Below are 17,322 nucleotides of genomic sequence, written 5' to 3'. Positions count from 1 at the left end.
AATTTCCTTTTAATAACGTTCACGAAGCAAGCTTGATTTTGATTGGGCTGTAAATAACGTTTAAATGGTGTATATCAATGAGTTAAATAATAAATAACAAAAACATGGCGCTACGAATGATTGCAACCACCTGTTACAATATATTATCAAAGCCAAATTATTAACCAATTTCAAGGATTATTTCAATGGCAGGTCAATTTCTGTTTGATTTATAATTTATATAAATATATTTATCCATTCTATAAGCATTCACGTTGTAAATAACATTTAATGATTACATATATTGGAATAAATAGATTCGCGAGGCAAAAAGGTGTGTTTATCATGCGACACCTGGTGTTATTGTAAATATATTCGTCCTACTTCAAGTTGCATGTGCTGCGGCTGCGTTCCCTCACCCCAGTCACTTACTTTATGTCGCCTTCCTGCAACTCGAATTATTTAGAGTATATGGATAGCGCCAGATGCCGGGTTGCAGAAGGGAGACAGCGCTTTTACACACTCGCGGCAAACGGTGGTGACTCCAGTTAGCAGAACATATACTTTTCAATGAATGCGCCGATTACTTTTTCATGAAGCTCAATGGAACGTGAAAAGCAGATTCTTTTCGTGCCAGACGCTTAATACGTTAATCCACGCACGTCGCATAACCTGCTGAACTTGCCGGCTTAATGGCGCAGTTTTGACTCCTGGTATTCTCATCCACACCGCAATACATGCCGCCGCTCGAGGTTGATTTAGATAAATAGGGATAGCCCTGCGTCGGCCAGCCTAACGAGCCAATGGAATGATACAGCGTCAACAGGTCGTTATTATCCGGCGCTTTGCTAAGGCTACCGCACTGTTTGGCAATATCCCATTTAGTGTTGTCCACCGTATGCGCCATCGCCCAGTACTCGTTATTTATATGCACTCCGTTGGTAAATACTGGCGTCACGCCTGACAGCAGCTCAGCCTGAAGCCACGGACGATGCAGCGTTTTTCCGTTAACGGATGTCGTATCCGCCATATTTCCCCAGAACAACGCTTTATCCGTATCCGGACTGGTAAGTACCATAAAAATCACATCCAGTGATGCGTGAAGAGCCGTATTGTCCGTCAGTTTCACCGTGAGTGGCGTTTTCAACCCCAGGCTTTTATCCTGATTAAGCGTAAACGTTGCCGTACCGTCGCTGCCAGTAGTGCCGGTAAAGACAATCCCGGTGGTGGTCATACTTTGGCTGGCGCTTGCGGGAGTCAGCGCTTTAAGCATGAGATCGTCTGCTCCGGCATCCGCTGCCACGTCGCCATCCGTTACCACCGTACCTGCCCGATTTTTCGAATCGCCACGCGACAACGTAAAACCGACGTTGGCGACCGGGTTACCGCTGCTATCTTTTACCGTCACCGTTAACGGCATCGCGCCTCCCTTCTCCACTACCGCCGCGTTTTTCGCGCTGTCCATCGCCGTTGAGGTCAGCGTAATACTGGCAGGAGTAGAAGTATGCGGCTCGACCCGGCATACCTGAGCACCGGTGGCAGTCGACGAACTGGCGGTACCTTTACCGCCGCTATTCAGGTTTATAAATTGGTAATATCCGGTATTCGGCGCACGATCCGCCGCCCACCAGGATTTGTTCCCCGCCACCGGCCAGCCGTAGTTTGTGCCGATTTCGCCGTTGGGATTGTCGCCATACAACGTTTGTAGATCGCCTGACAACGGCTGGTATTCCGCATCACAGCCGGTTGCGCCCGCTTTTTCAGTGTTCGCTGCGGTAACTAAGGGCCATTTTTCATTGTTAACCAGGTAAGTACCGCTATTCGACGTCATCTCCGCCGCCAGCAGCGGACGCCGGAACTTCACGCCCGCGCTGTTGGTAACGATTTCCGGCATATGTCCCCAGTATTTGGCTTTATCGCTGTCCGGACTGGTAATGACGGTGAATATCGCGTCCATATCGCTGACCGTCGGCGGATTGTCAGGAAGCATCGCCTCCAGCCGTGTTTTCAGGCCGGGAGTGTTATCCTGCGTCAGTTCAAACTGCACCCTACCGCTCTCATCCGTGGTGCCGTACCAATACCAGAGTTGCTCGCCGGAATAATGATAGGCAAATACTTTGGCATCCGCTGGCGGCGCAATTGGCGTTAGCAGCATGTCGCTGTTGCTGCCGTTTTCATCGCCGCCCGCCCGGTTTTGCGAATAGTTCCCTCGCCCCAGACGAATGGGGACATTGGGCTGCGGCGTACCGTCGCCGTCGGTGACGGTCACCGTAAGCGGAATTTTTTCTCCTTTCTTCGCCAGCGCCGCGGATTTTTCGGCGTTCATGGCGCTGGAAGTCAGCGCTATCGACAGCACCCTGCGCTTCGTCAGGCAGAGTTGCGCCGTCGCAGTATTGGTGCTTGTCGTTGTCGTCTCGCCAGTATTTAGCCTGATGTACTGGAAATTATTCGTCGAGTGCGTATCGTTGACTTTCGAATCCCCCGCTCCCCAGTATTTCCCCGCAGCCACCGGTAGCCCAAAGGCCGCCGTTAGCCCGCCCTGCGGATAGTCGCTATATAGCGTTTTTAAATCATCCATCGTCGGCAACCCCAGGCGATCACACGGACTGGCGGAATCCTGATACAGGTTTGGATAACGGCTCCATGTATACCAGGTTTCGCCATTTGCCGAATAGCCAGAAGTATCCGTGGTTGAAGAAAGCTCGGCGCGCAGCAGCGGCCGGGCAAACTCCACCCCTTTACTATTGGTAAAGGTTTCCGGCATATGACCCCAGTATGTGGCCTTGTCGGTATCCGGGCTGGTGATAACGGTAAAGATAGCGTCTTTGCTGTCCGTCAGGTTGCTGCCGTCCATCGTGGCGGCGCTGATAGTGGTCTTTAAACCGGAGGTACTGTCCTGAGCAAGGGTAAATGTCACCTGTCCCTGGGCATCGGTTTGCGCATACAGATATTTCGCCGAGGTATCCAGCAGGTATGTCGCAAGGCCGGACGGCATCACATTACGTAACGTAATATCGTCTGTGGCGCCTGAAGCCGATGTGGCGCTGTTGGCGCGCGAGTAGGAAACTCCCCGGCTGATTTTCACCATCACGTTTTTCATCGGCTGGCCTGCGGCGTCTTTCACGTCGATGGTGGCGGCCATCTGCTCACCCTTCTCCGCCTTTGCGATTCCGGTGGTTTCATCCTGACCTGCCAGCGTCAGCGTCAGGCTGGCGGCGACGCGGCGCGGCGAGGCAAGACAGGTCTGCATGTAGTAAGTCGAGGTGCTGGTCGTCGTTTTGACATCATTGCCGTCGTTAAACAGGTTGACCGCCGCGTAGAGCGACTGCGCGCCGTCTGACGATATCACGTAATCCCCCGCCCACCAGTAGCGGCTAACGTTGCTATTGCCAGCACTGGTCATTGGCCAACCATTGCTGCTACGCATAGCGTTATCGGGCCAGGTACGGTACAACGTCTGAAGATTGCTAACGGTAGGCAGATAATCGCGTCCGCAGCCGCCTCCAGAGCCGTTCCAGGCTTTATCGACGGTTATCATGCCCCAGGTTTCGCCTTTGTCGTAACTACCGTTGGCGATAGTCAGCGTTTTACCGGGTGTAGCGCTGAACTCGCTGGACAACAACGGGCGCTTGTACACCACGCCGCTGCTGTCGGTTAACGTTTCCGCCATATGGCCCCAGTAGTTGGCCTTCGGCGTGTCCGGGCTGGTAACCACAGTGAAAATAACCGGCAGCGGCGCGGTCGTTGCGACGTTGCTGTGCTCTATCGACGCCGTCAGAGGCGTTTTAAAGCCAGCGCCCCCATCCTGGCTGATATCCAGCGTCAACGTACCGTCGGCGCCAGTGGCGGTATAATATTTAACGCCGCTGTTACGCCCGTCACTGTGGTTTATCTGTATCTCCGCCGCCACCGAGCTATTCACCTCCTGATTCGCGCGCCCAATACTGTCGCCGCGCATAAAGATAACCGGCGTATCGGCCACCGGGTTGCCCTGGGCATCCAGCGTGGTGATAGTAAGCGGAATCGTCTCGCCGACCTTCGCGTTAGCGAAACCGTCGCTGTCGTTATACCGCGGCGAGGTCAGCGTTATCTGCGTCGCCGCCGGATGGGCGTTTTGCAGGCAAACAAAATAGAGCTTTTCATTCCACAGCAGCGAACCGATGCCGCCGTCGCGCAGATTAATCGACTTAACGTAGCGGTTTTCCGTACTTCTGCTCAAATCGGCGGTGCTGTCCTGGTAGTTTTTACCGTCCAGCGGCCAGCCCTGCTGGGTATTGATTGCGCCGCCAGGCCAGGTGTCGTACAGCGACTGGAGATCGGCAAGCGTGGGCACAAATCCCGCGCCGCAGGCATCTTTCGCCACCTCAAAATCGACGCTGCCCCAAGTTTCGTTGTTTTCCGTATTGTCGCCGTGGGTAATGCCGCTGGCGATTTCAGCCGATAACAGCGGGCGCTTAAACACCACGCCATTGGCCGCCGTCACCGTTTCCGGCATATGGCCCCACATTTTGGCTTTGTCGCTATTGGGGCTGGTGACCACGGTAAAAATGGTGTCGATACTGGCCGTCGCGCTGGCGTTATCGTACAGCGCCGCCGTAATCGCGACCTTCGTACCGTGGGTATCCGGTCGGGTGACGTTGATAATTTTGCTACCGTCCTCGCCGGTCAGACCGCCGATTTTGGTGGCGGTGTCGTTGAGCGAATCACCGTCGATCACTACCGCCGAGACAATGCCATCGCCACTGCCGGCGATGTGTTTTTCATTTTGGCGGGTATAGCCGTCGCCGCGGCTTAACACGAACGGCGCTTGCGGCAGCGGATTGCCGCTGGCGTCTTTTACCGTGACTTTAAGCTGGAGCGTATCGCCCTTTTTCACCTTCACCGCGTGTTCGCTGTTTGCGTCATACCACAATGCCGCATCCACTGGCTCAATAGTGATAGACGCCGCCGTCGGATTTTTGCTGACCAGACAGCTCACGTAGTCCGACGCGTCGCCGGAGGCGGTATAGCCGCCCGCCGCCAGTGATACCGCCTGCCATGTAGCGGCGCTGGCAAAGGTGGATGACCAGTAGTCATACGTCGTCGGCCAGCCGGATACGGTATGGATTTTATTGCCGTCGCGGGAGGCGTACAGCGCGGCAAGCTGATCGGCACGCGGCAAATGGCTGGCCTCACAGCCCCCGGCGTCGGGGTTATTCAGCGCGTCGGCGTGGCTGACGCGCGCCCAGGTTTCGTTATCCTGCTCCTGGATACGGGTGGCGGCAGTCGCTTCCGCCGCCAGCTTTGGCCGCTGGAATTCCATATCACCCACGGTGAGCGTGTCCGCCATATGGCCCCACATCTGCGCATCCGGCGTATCGGGGCTGGTGGGGACGGTAAATTTCACGCTGCGGTTGACGGGCGTGGTAATCAGTGAGTTGACCGGCAGGACGCTCAGCGGCATCAGTAAGCCCACGCCCTGCGGCTGTTCAATCACCAGCGTGGCGTTGCCCTCGGCATCGGTCATGCCCTGGTACGTCATTGACGCCTGGGAAGAGCCAAACGGCGTCCCGCCCATCACCAGCGTTCCGTCGCTGGGATCGGTAAAGCCCGTCGTGGCGTTGTGGCGATTTTTGCCGTGCGCCAGGGTGACGGTAAAGCGGGCGTTGGGCACGCTTAACCCATTCAGCGCATTGACGGAATGGACATTCATTGTGATTTGTTCGCCGACTTTGGCTACCGCATTGCGTAACGACTCATCGCCATTAAAGTAAACGTCCAGGCTGGTCACTAACTCATTGCCGGAGCAGGAAAGATAATTCGGTTCGGCGCCGCTGAACATGCTGTCCGCGCCGGTCGCCAGGTTGACGTGTGCAGTGGTGGCGCCATCGGTATCCGCCGCGATATAGCTGTGTTTCTGCGTCGGCCAGCCGTAGGTCGTTTCCATCGCGTTACCGGAATGGGCCTGATACAGCGTATCCAATAGCAGTTGCCCCGGCACCTGGCCGGTACCGCACTGGTTCGTCGCCGCCGTTACCGAGTTAAACGTCGCCCAGTATTCGTTATTCTCAAATTCGGAACCGGTATCCTGCGCGGCCTCTTCTGCCAGCAGCGGGCGTTTGTAGATATTGCCCGCTTCCACCACGCCCTGCATATGGCCCCACATGCGCGCCTGCGCCACGTCCGGGCTGGTGACGACGGTAAAAATCACGTTCTGCGTCGCTTCCGTGCCGTCGAACAGCACCACGCGCACCGGGGTTAATACGCCCGCACCCTTATCCTGAGTCAACACCAGCGAGAACTGACCGTTGGCGTCGGTGACGCCATGATAGTGGCCGTCGCTGCCTGCCAGATTGGTGATAATTACCGGATCATCCGTCCACTGATGCCCGCTATCAATATCGGCGTTCTTTTGATTCTGGCGATTTTGCTCGTCGCCCAGGTAGACGTTAAAGTAGCGATAAGGCAGCGGTTTATTGGTGGCGCTGTCGGTGACGGTGATCTTCATGTTGATCTCTTCGCCCACCTTCACTTTCGCCGCGTTGACCGTTGAATCAAAATTATCGGCGCTAATCACTAATTTCGGCGTGACCGCAGGCGGGGCTTTATCCACGCAGCTAACCAGCGATTGCGTGGCGTCCGGCATCTGCGTAAGGGCGCGGCTACGCATATCAATGCTGATATGGTCAGTGGCAGTCGATCCCTGGGAGGAGGACCAGTACTCTTCATCACCGGATGTAAGCCCTACCGGCCAGCCGAGGGTGGTGGCCAGATCGCCGCGCGCAATTTTTAACCCTTCCAGTTGGCGTGCATCCGGCAGAATATCGCAGTGCGCGTCGGCGTGACCCCAGTTGAACTGCGCCCAGGTTTCATTGTTGATGCTGGCGGTGCGGTCTTCACCGTCGGTTTCCGCCGCCAGTTTGGGGCGGTAAAAGGTGTAGCTTGCGCCGTCCACCGTGGCGGTGGACGTCTCTGCCATATGACCGTACATGTTGGCGCTGCTGCTGTCCGGGCTGGTGAGGGTGGTAAAAATCACGTCCACGCCAGCTTTCAGCGCAGGCGCGCCTGACGGGTGCGCCATCAGCGGGGTTTTCACACCCGGACCGTTAGTCTGGGTGACGGTTACCGTCGCTACCCCTTCCGCATTGGTGATGCCGTGATATTCCGTGGCGGTGGTGGTCAGTTCGGTGCTGTCGACGCGCACTGGCGCGGTATTGTTTACCGCGCCCTGGCGGTTTTGCGCATCGCCGCGGGTGATCACGAACGCGATATTGCCCACAGGCTCGCCATTACAGCCTTTGGTATTCACCGTCAGCGTGATGCTTTCACCGACTTTGACCTTCGCGGCGTTTAACGACTCGTCCAGATGATCGGCGGCAAGCGTTACCGGGTCGCCCATGGCTGGCGCGATATCCACGGCAAACTTTTGATCAAGCACTTCGACCGCCGTGTTATAAGGCACGCCAGTGCGGGTAAGCAACCACAGCGGCGGTATGGCGGTTGAGGTATCCAGTTGCGGCCAGACCACCAGATGGCGGCCTGCCATATTTTGCTCACAGAACGTCAGGTTTGCCGACGGCTGCGGAGAAAGCGGTGTCTCCGGCGTGGCGGCGTCGGCCCACACCAGCGTGACGGTAGGCGCACGTTCAGCCTGCCAGGCCAACGGCGGCACGGCGAAGATATCGCCTTCGGTGTCGTGCGGATTGGTTAAGGTCAGCGCGCTGCCGGCATCACTGGTGCTGAACTGGCTGGGTTTCGCGAAATAATCAACAGGATTCGCCACATCCGAGCGCAACTGAACGCTGCCCTGATATATCGGGATCGTCACACTATCGGCCTGAGGGGGAGTACCGTTAATAGCCGCAGTTTGCTCAGTGAGTTCTTGCCATGCACCGCTGCTTCGCACGGCCTGCGCGAAGAAAGGCGTTAAAATGAAGGCGCATAGCAGCAACCAGGATAAAAAACCGACACACTTTTTCGATTTCACTGATATACCTGAAAAAAGTCTATTTCGTTGCAGTTCATTCCATTAATACCAGGAATTAAAAACGCATCGCTACCCAACAACGCCAGTCACAAGGGATACCCAGGTTGGGTGCAGCGAAGCACAACCCAACGTTCACACCCAGCATCCGGCGTCGCAATGTTGGGTTTCGGCTTTTGCCTCACTCAACCTACTGCACCCGACACGTCCCAAAACCAAAATCACTTTTCACACGAGTACAGGTTTCCACCCCGGTGGTTTCGTTAAATGAGCAGAAACGACCGCTTTGGCTCCCTTCCGTTTGCGACATATAGTCATAGGTGTAACTTGACGCTGGTGCTGACGTCGGCCATCGCAAGGTGCCAATAACGTCACGTAGCGCCTTCAAATCGTCCAGCGAGGCCATGTTTTCCTGCGATCCGCAAAGAACAACCAGCGATGTATCCGCATGTCCGCCACTCGCGTAATCGATATAGTTCGGCGACCATACCTCATTATTAAACGGCCACACGCCCGGCCCCTTTTTAGCGAGCTCGGCTCTCAGATACGGGCGGCGCAACGTGACGCCGTTAACCTTCACGGTATCCGGCATATGGCCCCAGTACGACGCATATGGGGTATCCGGGCTGGTTGGCGCCGTAAAGATCGCATCGACGCTCGTCGTCTCGGTAGCTTGATCCGCAAGCGTCGCCGTGACGGACGTTCTCAAACCCAGCGATTTATCCTGGTTTAACGTGAACCGCAGCTTACCGTCATCGCCGGTAAAGCCATACCATTTCGTGCTGGTTCCCTTCTGGTTAGTAAACGGCAATGCCGCACCCGCAGGCGAAACCGGCGTCAGGGTCATGTCTGATGACGAACCTTTGGACGCAACCGGCTCGCCAATCACGCCGGGCTGAATGGCTCCGCTATCCACCGTACCACGTGAATAAGAGTAATCACGCGTCAGCATAACCGTCGCCCCCGCCTGTGGTTGCCCGGCGGCGTTCGTTACCGTGACCGTCATCGGTATCGCCTCGCCTTTTTTCGCCACCGCCGCCGATTTATCCGCGTTCCACACGTCCGCCGAGAACGCCATATTCATATGACGCGGTTCCGTCAGACAGAGCTGGTAATAGTAATTACCCGGGGTCTCCTGACTAGTGCCGCCTTTATTCGTACTGAGATCAATAAACTGCCAGTAAAGGGTTTGATTCTTTATCAGGCTGTCGCCCGCCCACCATTTCTTCTTGATGGGCAGCCCAAGGTCGGTCGTGACCTTGCCGCTGGGGTGATCGCCGTACAGCGCCTGGAGATCCACCAGTGTGGCCATCTGATTCATCGAGCACGCGCCATAATCACCGGTATTAAAATTATTCACCGTAAACCAGGTTTCATTAGTTTCAGGATAACTCGCCGTATGCTCCTGCGATGAGAGTTCGTCATACAGCAGCGGGCGCATAAACTTCGCGCCGTTGCTGGCGGTGAAGGTTTCCGGCATGTGGCCGTACATGTTGGCTTTGTCGCTGTTCGGGCTGGTGATAGTGGTGAACACCACCGGCAGCGATGAGGTCACCATCGGCGTATCGGTCAGCGCCGCAGTCAGCACGTTTTTCACCCCCGGCCCATTTGGCTCGGTCAGCGTGAGGGCTAACGTACCGTCTGCCCCGGTCACACCATAAAGCGTATTTGCATCAGTGAGTTGTTGCGTCGCGCCACTGCTCTGCGCCACTCCTATATCGGCGTTGCCAGTAAAGTCATAGCCGGCTTTACGCGCCGACCCGGCGTCACGTGTAAGCGAAAAAAACGCATAAGGCGCCGGGTTGCCCGCCGCATCGGTGGTGGTGACGATCAACGGGAGCGATTCGCTGTTTTTCACCTTCACCGCCTGTACATCGCTATCCGTCGCCAGCGTGGAGGTCAACGTAATCTGCATGGCCGGCACCTGCGACGTCGGGGAGCAAATTAGATATTGCGTACTGTAAGTCGAGTCCACGCCCGCCGCCCGACGAGTATCGTCACTCAGATCGACGGCATAATAGTTACGGGAAGTGGAGGAGCTTATTGACCCTGCGTTCGAATTACTCCAGTAAGAACGGACGACAGGCCAGCCCTGGGCCGTTTTTATCGTGCGATCGGGGTATTTTCTGTACAGTGAATCCAGCGATGCTAAGGCAGGATAATAGCCGCTGGCGCAATTGGCCGGATTGGTTTTCGTTGTTGTCGGCCCGAAAAAACCGGCCCAGGTTTCATTATCTTCCAGGTACGAAACGACATTTGACTTATTCGCCTCGTCGTAAAGCAGCGGGCGCTGATACACCGTGCCGTCCTCCGCCGTCAGTGACGGCGACATATGCCCCCACATACGGGCGGCGTCAACATCCGGGCTGGTGATGACGGTAAATATCGTATCAATGCTGGCGCTCACAGCGGCGTTTTCATACAGCGTGGCAATAATGGCCGTACGGGTACCGTGGGTGTCCGGGCGGGTGACGCTGATGATGCGGGTGCCGTCAGCGCCGGTCAGCATCCCCATTTTAGTGGTGGTCCAGGCCAGTGATTCACCATCGATCACCACGGGCGTGACGATATTTTGCTGATCGCTACCGTCCTGGGCGGTGTACTGCTCCCCGCGACGGTCATAACCGTCGCCACGGGTGAGCACAAACGGCGCTTCCGGCGCCGGGTTGCCGTTGGCGTCCTTCACCGTCACCTTCAGTTGGACAGTATCGCCCTTTTTGGCTTTGACCGCGTGGACGCCGCTGCCGTCGTACCATAATGATGGATCGACCGGCTCAATGGTAATCGAGGCCGTCGCCGGGTTAGCGTTGACCAGACAGCTGGCGTAAATTGAGACGTTGGCGTTGGCAAATTCGCTGCCGCTAAACAGTGAGATCAGTTTCCACGTGCTGGCGCTCTGGAAGGTGGACGACCAATAGTTAAGCAATGTCGGCCAACCCTGGGTGCTTTTTATCGCGCCGTCGCTGTTGGCCTTGTACAGCGCCTCAAGCTGGTCGATGCGCGGCAGGTGGTTCGCCGCGCAGCCGCCCTTATCCGGATTACCCGCCGCGTCAGGGTGAAGGACGCGCGCCCAGGTTTCGTTGGCTTCAACCTGGGTACGTTCCGGCGCCACTTCATCCGCCAGCTTCGGTCGCTCAAAGGTCAGATCGCCGACGGTGATGGTGTCGGCCATATGGCCCCACATTTTGGCTTTTGCCGTATCCGGGCTGGTGGCGACAGTAAACTTCACGCTGCGAGAAATGGGCGAGCTGATTAATGAATCGACGGGCGTGATGCTTAACGGCGTCAGCAGCCCCACGCCCTTCGGCTGGGTGAGGATAATGGTCGCGTCGCCGTTGGCGTCGGTGATCCCCTGATAAACCTGTCCGGCAACGTAGCCGACGCCGTCAAACTGCATCTCGCCGTTGCTGGTATCGGTAAAGCCGGTCGTCAGCCCGTCGCGCCGCCTGCCGTTCGCCATGGTGACGGTGAAGTCGGTATAGGCGACCGCCATGTCGTTGAGGGCGTTGCGCGAATGAACGTTCAGCTTAATCTGTTCACCCACTTTGGCGTCGGCGTTTTTGATCACCGGGTCGTCGTTGAAGTAGACGTCCAGCACCGCCACCATTTCGTTAGCCGAGCAGGTCAGGTAGTTCGGTTCATTGGCAAATTTGCCGCTATCGCCGTTTTCGAGGTTGACGTGTACCGTTCCGGAGGCGTCGCTGTCGGCGGCGATGAAATAATCTTCGGTCGGCCAGCCGTGTTCGCTTTCTATCTGGCCGCCAGCATGTTCGCTGTACAAATGTGCCAGCGATGACTGGTCCGGCACCTGGCCGGTGCCGCACTGCGCGGTAGCAGACGCCACCGAGTTAAATGTCGCCCACTCTTCGTTATTTTCGCTGAACTGGCCGTCTTTGTGGCTGCTTTCCACCGCCAGCAGCGGGCGTTTATACAGGTTACCCGCGTCTATTACGCCCTGCATATGGCCCCACATGTTGGCGCCATCCACGTCCGGGCTGGTGACCACGGTGAAAATCACGCTAAAGGGAAGTTCGACGCTGCCGCCTTCATCATCCGGCATCACGATGCGGATGGGCGTCTCAACGCCCAGGCCGCTGTCGTGCTTTAACGTCAGGTGCGCCTGGCCGTTGGCGTCGGTCATCCCGGTATAGTGCTCCGGTGAAGAAGCGCGCATATCGTCACTACTCACCGTTACCCGCTGATTATCCCACGCATCCTGATGCTCTCCCTTGCGGTTCTTCGCCGGATCAATCAATATCTCCACGTAGCGATAAGGCAGCGGTTTTTGCGTGTCTTTGTCGACCACGGTCATCGCCAGATCAATCTCTTCCCCTACCTGCGCTTTATAGGGTCCCTCTGGAGAGAGGGTTATCTGCGGGTGCGCCGCAGGCTGGGCCTTATCCACACAGCTGACCAGCAACGTATTACTGTCGGCAACTCTGGCGACCGACGCGCTGTTCATATGCACCGCAGCGTGATAGCCGCTCAGTTGATCTTTGTTAGACGACCAGTATGCCGCATCGCCCGATACCGGCCAGCCGGTCCAGGTTTCCAACGTACTATGCTCTTGCCTTAGCTCCACCAGCTGTTCGGCGTCCGGCAGAATGTCGCAATGGTTATCCGCGCCGCTCCAGGTAAACAGCGCCCAGGTTTCGTTGGTATCCACAACGGTGCTATTTCCGCTGGTTTCCGCCGCCAGTTTTGGCCGAGTAAAGGTGTAGGTCGTACCGTTCAGCGTTGCCGTGGTGCTCTCCACCATATGGCCGTACATACTGGCCTTATCGCTGTCCGGGCTGGTAATGGTGGTGAAAATAACGTCGACATTCGCCGTTAGCGTGGGATAGTTTGCCGAAGAGACGATAAGACGCGTTTTTACGCCTGGGCCTTGATCCTGCGTCACCACTACCGTGGCGTTGCCCTGCTCGTCCGTTACACCATGATACTCTGTTTGCGCGGTCGTCAGCTCAGTATTACCAACGTGTACCGGGTTAGCGTTATTGACCACGCCCTGGCGATTTATTGCATCCTCGCGACGGATCACGAAGGCGGCATTCGGCGCCACGTCGCCATTACAGGCTTTGGTGGAGATGGTAAGGGTAATGCTCTCCCCGGCTTTGACTTTCGAGGCGTCAAAATTAGCGTCAAAATGATCGCCGCTCGCGGAAACGGGATCGTTCACCGCCGGTTTGATATTCAGTGTCACTTTTGGGCTAAGCAGCGGAATGATCGCATTATTTGGCACGCCGGTTCGGGTATAAAGCCACAGCGCGGGAACGTTTGTTTCATCTTCCAACTGCGCCCAGGCAACCAGTTGCCGACCCGCCAGATTCTGAGCGCAAAAGGTCTGGTTGAGAATCGGCTGTGGCGAGAGGGGCGTGTCTGGCGTGGCGGCATCGGCCCATACCAGGCTCATGGTCGGCGGCTGTTGATTTTCCCAGGCGATGCTCGGCGGATCGGTAAAAAGATCGCCTTCGGTATCGAGGGCGTTAACCGCACGCATCGAATCTGGAGCCGCATCCGCACTAAAATCGCGCGGCATGGCGGTGAATTCAATATCGTAGGTTTTGGTAGGGTCAAGCAGCATACTTCCCTGATACAGGGGAATAATGGCACCGTCGGCCAGCGGCGCGGTGCCGTTAACCGCGCCGGTCGTCGAGTTCAGCTCTTGCCAGGTTCCGCCCTTCAATAGCGCCTGCGCAGGCGCGATCGACGCTGCAAACATGATCAGTAATGTCAGTAAGAAATGTACAACTTTATTCACTTGCCGATTCCTGCCCATGAGCGATAGCCACCCGTTTTCATTCTTTGTCGTAATTCAACCCACTTTGCTTAGCGTGCAGCTAAGCAAAGTGCGCGGAAAATACCACTCCCCGCAGGGAGTGGTATGTTGAGGACAACTTATTTGCGTCTGTAGTCGATGGACAAACCAAAGCCCTGGACACCGTCGCTACCCACGGTAACGCCGCCGTCTGCTCCCTCGAACGCCGTTTTCGCTTCGGCGTTGGTGACAGGGATGACAAGGTCTTTATCGTTCCAGCTTTCGTTGACGATACCGCCAGTACCGGTACCTGCAATTTTACTGGTGCCGACGAATTTCCAGCGGTAGTCGTACTGGCTGGTAACCTCTTCACCGGTATCGTATTTACCTGCCGTACCACCCTCTTTATCTTTCCACAACAGAACTTTATAAGTTGTGTTGGTTTTGAGCGGAGTAGAGGTACCCAGCAGGTTGGTGGTTGAGCCAGACTCGTAGATAACCACATGGACGTTTTCATCCACCACCGGACCTTCCGGAATATCGTCGTCATCCGAACCACCGCCCGTATTGGTCGACAGGTCTTTCAACAGCAGTTCGGTTGCCACGGCAGGGTCGCCGGTAGTGGTGGTTGGCGTGATTTTGATACCGATATAGTGGTCTGCATCACCCGCCTGAATTTCATAGGTATCGCTACCTTTGGTGCCAATCTCTTCGGGATTGCTACCATTCTGGTCGCTGTATCTCATCCACTGCACCGTCAGTTTCGTGGCGGCGTTGTCGGTGTCGAGGTCGCCTTCCGTATCGCCAATCGCCCAGTTCACCGTGACTTTATCGCCAACGTGAAACTGCTTATCGCCTTCGGTCGTAATGGTCCTTGAGCCGCGATCGATAGTTACCGTCACGTGATCTTTGTCGGTATCCGCGGTTTTATCCGCCGCACGGGTAATCCACGGCACCGTACCCTGAATGGTGCCCGTCTGTTCAGAGACAATCTGCCACTGCCCCGATTTCAGATTACCGTTTGCCGCCACCGCTGGCGCGGCGCAATATCCGGCAACCACTAATGCTAAAGCGACCTTCGTCAGCCGCCGTTTTACTGTTGCTTGCATTCAGACTCTCCTTTTTCTCCAAATTCAGCGGCTGGCTGGTCAGCCATAACGCTGACGCTATTTCTGGCTATACGTAACGCGTATGCCGTAACCCTGAACGCCATCTTCCTCATTGGCGGCAAACTTCTGCGCCGCCTCTTTATTGGTTACTGGCAGGACAAGATCTTCATTCATGGTGTTGGCCAACGCGCCGGTATGTCCGTTTGTACTTTGCCCGGTAAACTCCCACTGGTAGTCGTACAGCGCCATCTCTTCTTCCGTGAGCTGCTCGGACATCTGAAAAACATTGTCTTTATTCTTGTCGCGCCACAGCAGGAAACGGTAGGTATTATTGACCGTAGGGTGCTTATCTTCTTTGCCGATAAGGTTGACAGGGTTGGCGGCTTTGACCTGATAAATCACCGCATTCAGCGCGCTCAGGTTGTCGCCGATAAAAGTGACATCAACGTAGTTACTGTCGCCATAGGCGTCTGCTTTCGCCTTCCAGCGGAAAGTTCCCGGCAGGGTACTGGAAAGCGTCACCGTCCCCGCTTCTTTGTCACGGCTGGCAATAAACACGCAGGGGGTTTCCGTGGTGCAGGGCGTCTGGGCCAGGGTGACTTTTTTATCATTGCTGTCGTACAACTCTGGCATCATGGTATCGTCCACCAGTTCGTTACCATTGCGATCCGTGGCGTCGCCAAAAGAATCGGTGATCAGGAGATCCATCACCACGCCGTCTTCGCCATCGGCCAGCGCGCTGGCTTCATGGCTGTGATCGCTGCGATCGGTATCGGCAATGTTGTCGACGATCAGTTCAATTTTGCGATCCTGCTGGACGGTGATTTCAACCACGCCGGAGTTCTGCTTATTGCCCTTTTCATCTTCCAGCGTCATGCGTACTTTCCAGGTGTTCAGGGCGGTGCGCTGCTCCTCGGTCTCGGCATTAACCCAGGCAGGAAGCACCAGATTCCAGCTGTTATTGTTGCCTTCGGTTAACGCATTAGCTTTTACTACCGGCATCACCAGCGTACGGGCGGCGTTGTTTTTCGCCTGCCAGGAAGCAGAAATAATTTTGTAATGGTGGTTAATCAGCGCGTTGACCGTCCACTTACATTTCTCCAGCCCCACCGCAGCCTCAGGCGTATCTTCAATCACGCATTCCGGGTGTTCGTTGGTGGCGTCAGCCTTCAGCCACAACGTAACGTCCAGCGGATCTTTCTCGCGATATTCGAGAACGATGAAATTGTTACGATCGACAAAATCGGTGCGGCTGCCCATTAAGGAGTGCTGAATTTTAACGTTTTCCGGATCGAGCTGAGCCGCTAGCGGCGTGCCTATCTGATAGTTCACGGTCGCGTTAACGCTAAAATCGTTACTATCGCCAGTACCGGCTTTGTAATCCGTACCAACCGTGACCAGCGGTACCGGCGTATAATTTAGTCCGACGGTAACGGCATGAGGATCTTTTTGCAGGTTATCGGTGCCAAACAGCGCCACTTCATCGCCGTAGTACTGTTCGTAAATTAATTTAGCGCCAAGCTGCGGATAAAACGGCAGCCAGCTTTCCATGCGGATATCCCAGCCGCGCGCGGGTCGTTCTTCATAAAAGTCAAAATCTTTGGAATCTTTCCAGTCAGAAAGAGGATGGTAATAGTTGCCGGAGAATTTCAGGTAATCCGTCCAGGCTTCGGTTCCCAGACCTAATCGACGGTGACCGCGCGTAAAATCGTAGTCATAGAATGCGTTGCCGCCAAGCAGCCAGTTGCCGACATTCTGGCGCACGCCAAGCCCAACGTTACCAATGGTGCGGTCTTCCTTACGTTGAGCCGAAATCTGGCTAAAGAAAAGCGTGCTCTGGTTGTCATACCAGGGAATAAAATAATCCAGCGAACTGCCGTCCAGATCGCCGCCTTCGCCAATAGATAAACTGGTACGAACTTTACCATAAGGCGAAAGCATACCTTCGAGATAGGATTGCGCAGAAGACGTGACTTGCCCTTGAATATAACCGCGCGCCTGGGATTCCAACGCTTGCGGGGTGAGATTATCAAAGCCCTGGGTGGCGGAATTAATAAAGTAGTCAGCGCCCCGTTCTTTAAAGGTCTTTCCTTTATTTTCCTGTTCTTCTTTTTTCGCGGATTCGCTGGCTAAATCAGGCAGGGAGGAGTGGCTTTCATCATTATTTGCAGATACAGGGTTATCTGCGCCGGAAGCCGCTACTGATACTCCAGACACTAATAGCAGAACCAGAATGCGAATCCTTCGCACCATATGATATCCCTGTCGTTAAATAAATACGCCTCTATAAAACGATATTATATGGATGATTCACACGGAATCATAACCAACAGGCCTAAATATATTCCTAAAAAGAAATGTTTAATATGAAACAGACTAATAATATTGATATAATAAATAAAAAAGAAAGCTGCTATTTATTTATAATATTAATTTTAGGGAATAATATTCCCTATAAATAGTTGAATAAATAAAAAGAATTAAATAGCCGCCGGGCAGAATACTATGCTGAT

At 55.2% G+C, this 17,322-nt stretch carries 4 protein-coding genes and 1 pseudogene; all 5 read right to left on the bottom strand.

Annotated features, from left to right (window positions below; translation table 11 throughout):
- Nucleotides 1–527 precede the first annotated feature (527 nt).
- Nucleotides 528–628, bottom strand: a pseudogene (locus ACLD3P_RS13700) (IS1 family transposase); the annotation flags it as partial.
- Nucleotides 629–7,945 carry a DUF823/DUF824 repeat adhesin RatB gene (gene ratB, locus ACLD3P_RS13695; protein WP_411006389.1) on the bottom strand — a complete coding sequence of 2,439 codons (7,317 nt, stop codon included), beginning with the start codon at nucleotides 7,943–7,945 and terminating at the stop codon, nucleotides 629–631. It abuts the pseudogene before it with no gap.
- A gap of 187 nt (nucleotides 7,946–8,132) precedes the next feature.
- Nucleotides 8,133–13,721 (bottom strand): DUF823/DUF824 repeat adhesin RatA, encoded by a 5,589-nt coding sequence (ratA, locus tag ACLD3P_RS13690; protein ID WP_411006390.1) that lies wholly within the window; start codon nucleotides 13,719–13,721, stop codon nucleotides 8,133–8,135.
- Nucleotides 13,722–13,840: 119 nt separating this feature from the next.
- Entirely contained in the window at nucleotides 13,841–14,809 is a 969-nt protein-coding gene (locus ACLD3P_RS13685) for a SinI family autotransporter-associated protein (RefSeq protein WP_024797649.1), read from the bottom strand.
- 57 nt (nucleotides 14,810–14,866) lie between these two features.
- A complete protein-coding gene (gene sinH, locus ACLD3P_RS13680) occupies nucleotides 14,867–17,062 on the bottom strand; it encodes an intimin-like inverse autotransporter SinH (protein ID WP_411006391.1) in 2,196 nt (731 codons plus the stop codon).
- Nucleotides 17,063–17,322 lie beyond the last annotated feature (260 nt).

Origin of the sequence: Salmonella sp. 741265073_HBA, assembly GCF_046569105.1 — a bacterium.
GTDB classification, from domain to species: Bacteria; Pseudomonadota; Gammaproteobacteria; order Enterobacterales; family Enterobacteriaceae; genus Salmonella; species Salmonella enterica.
This window is presented reverse-complemented; position numbering and strand designations above follow the sequence as displayed.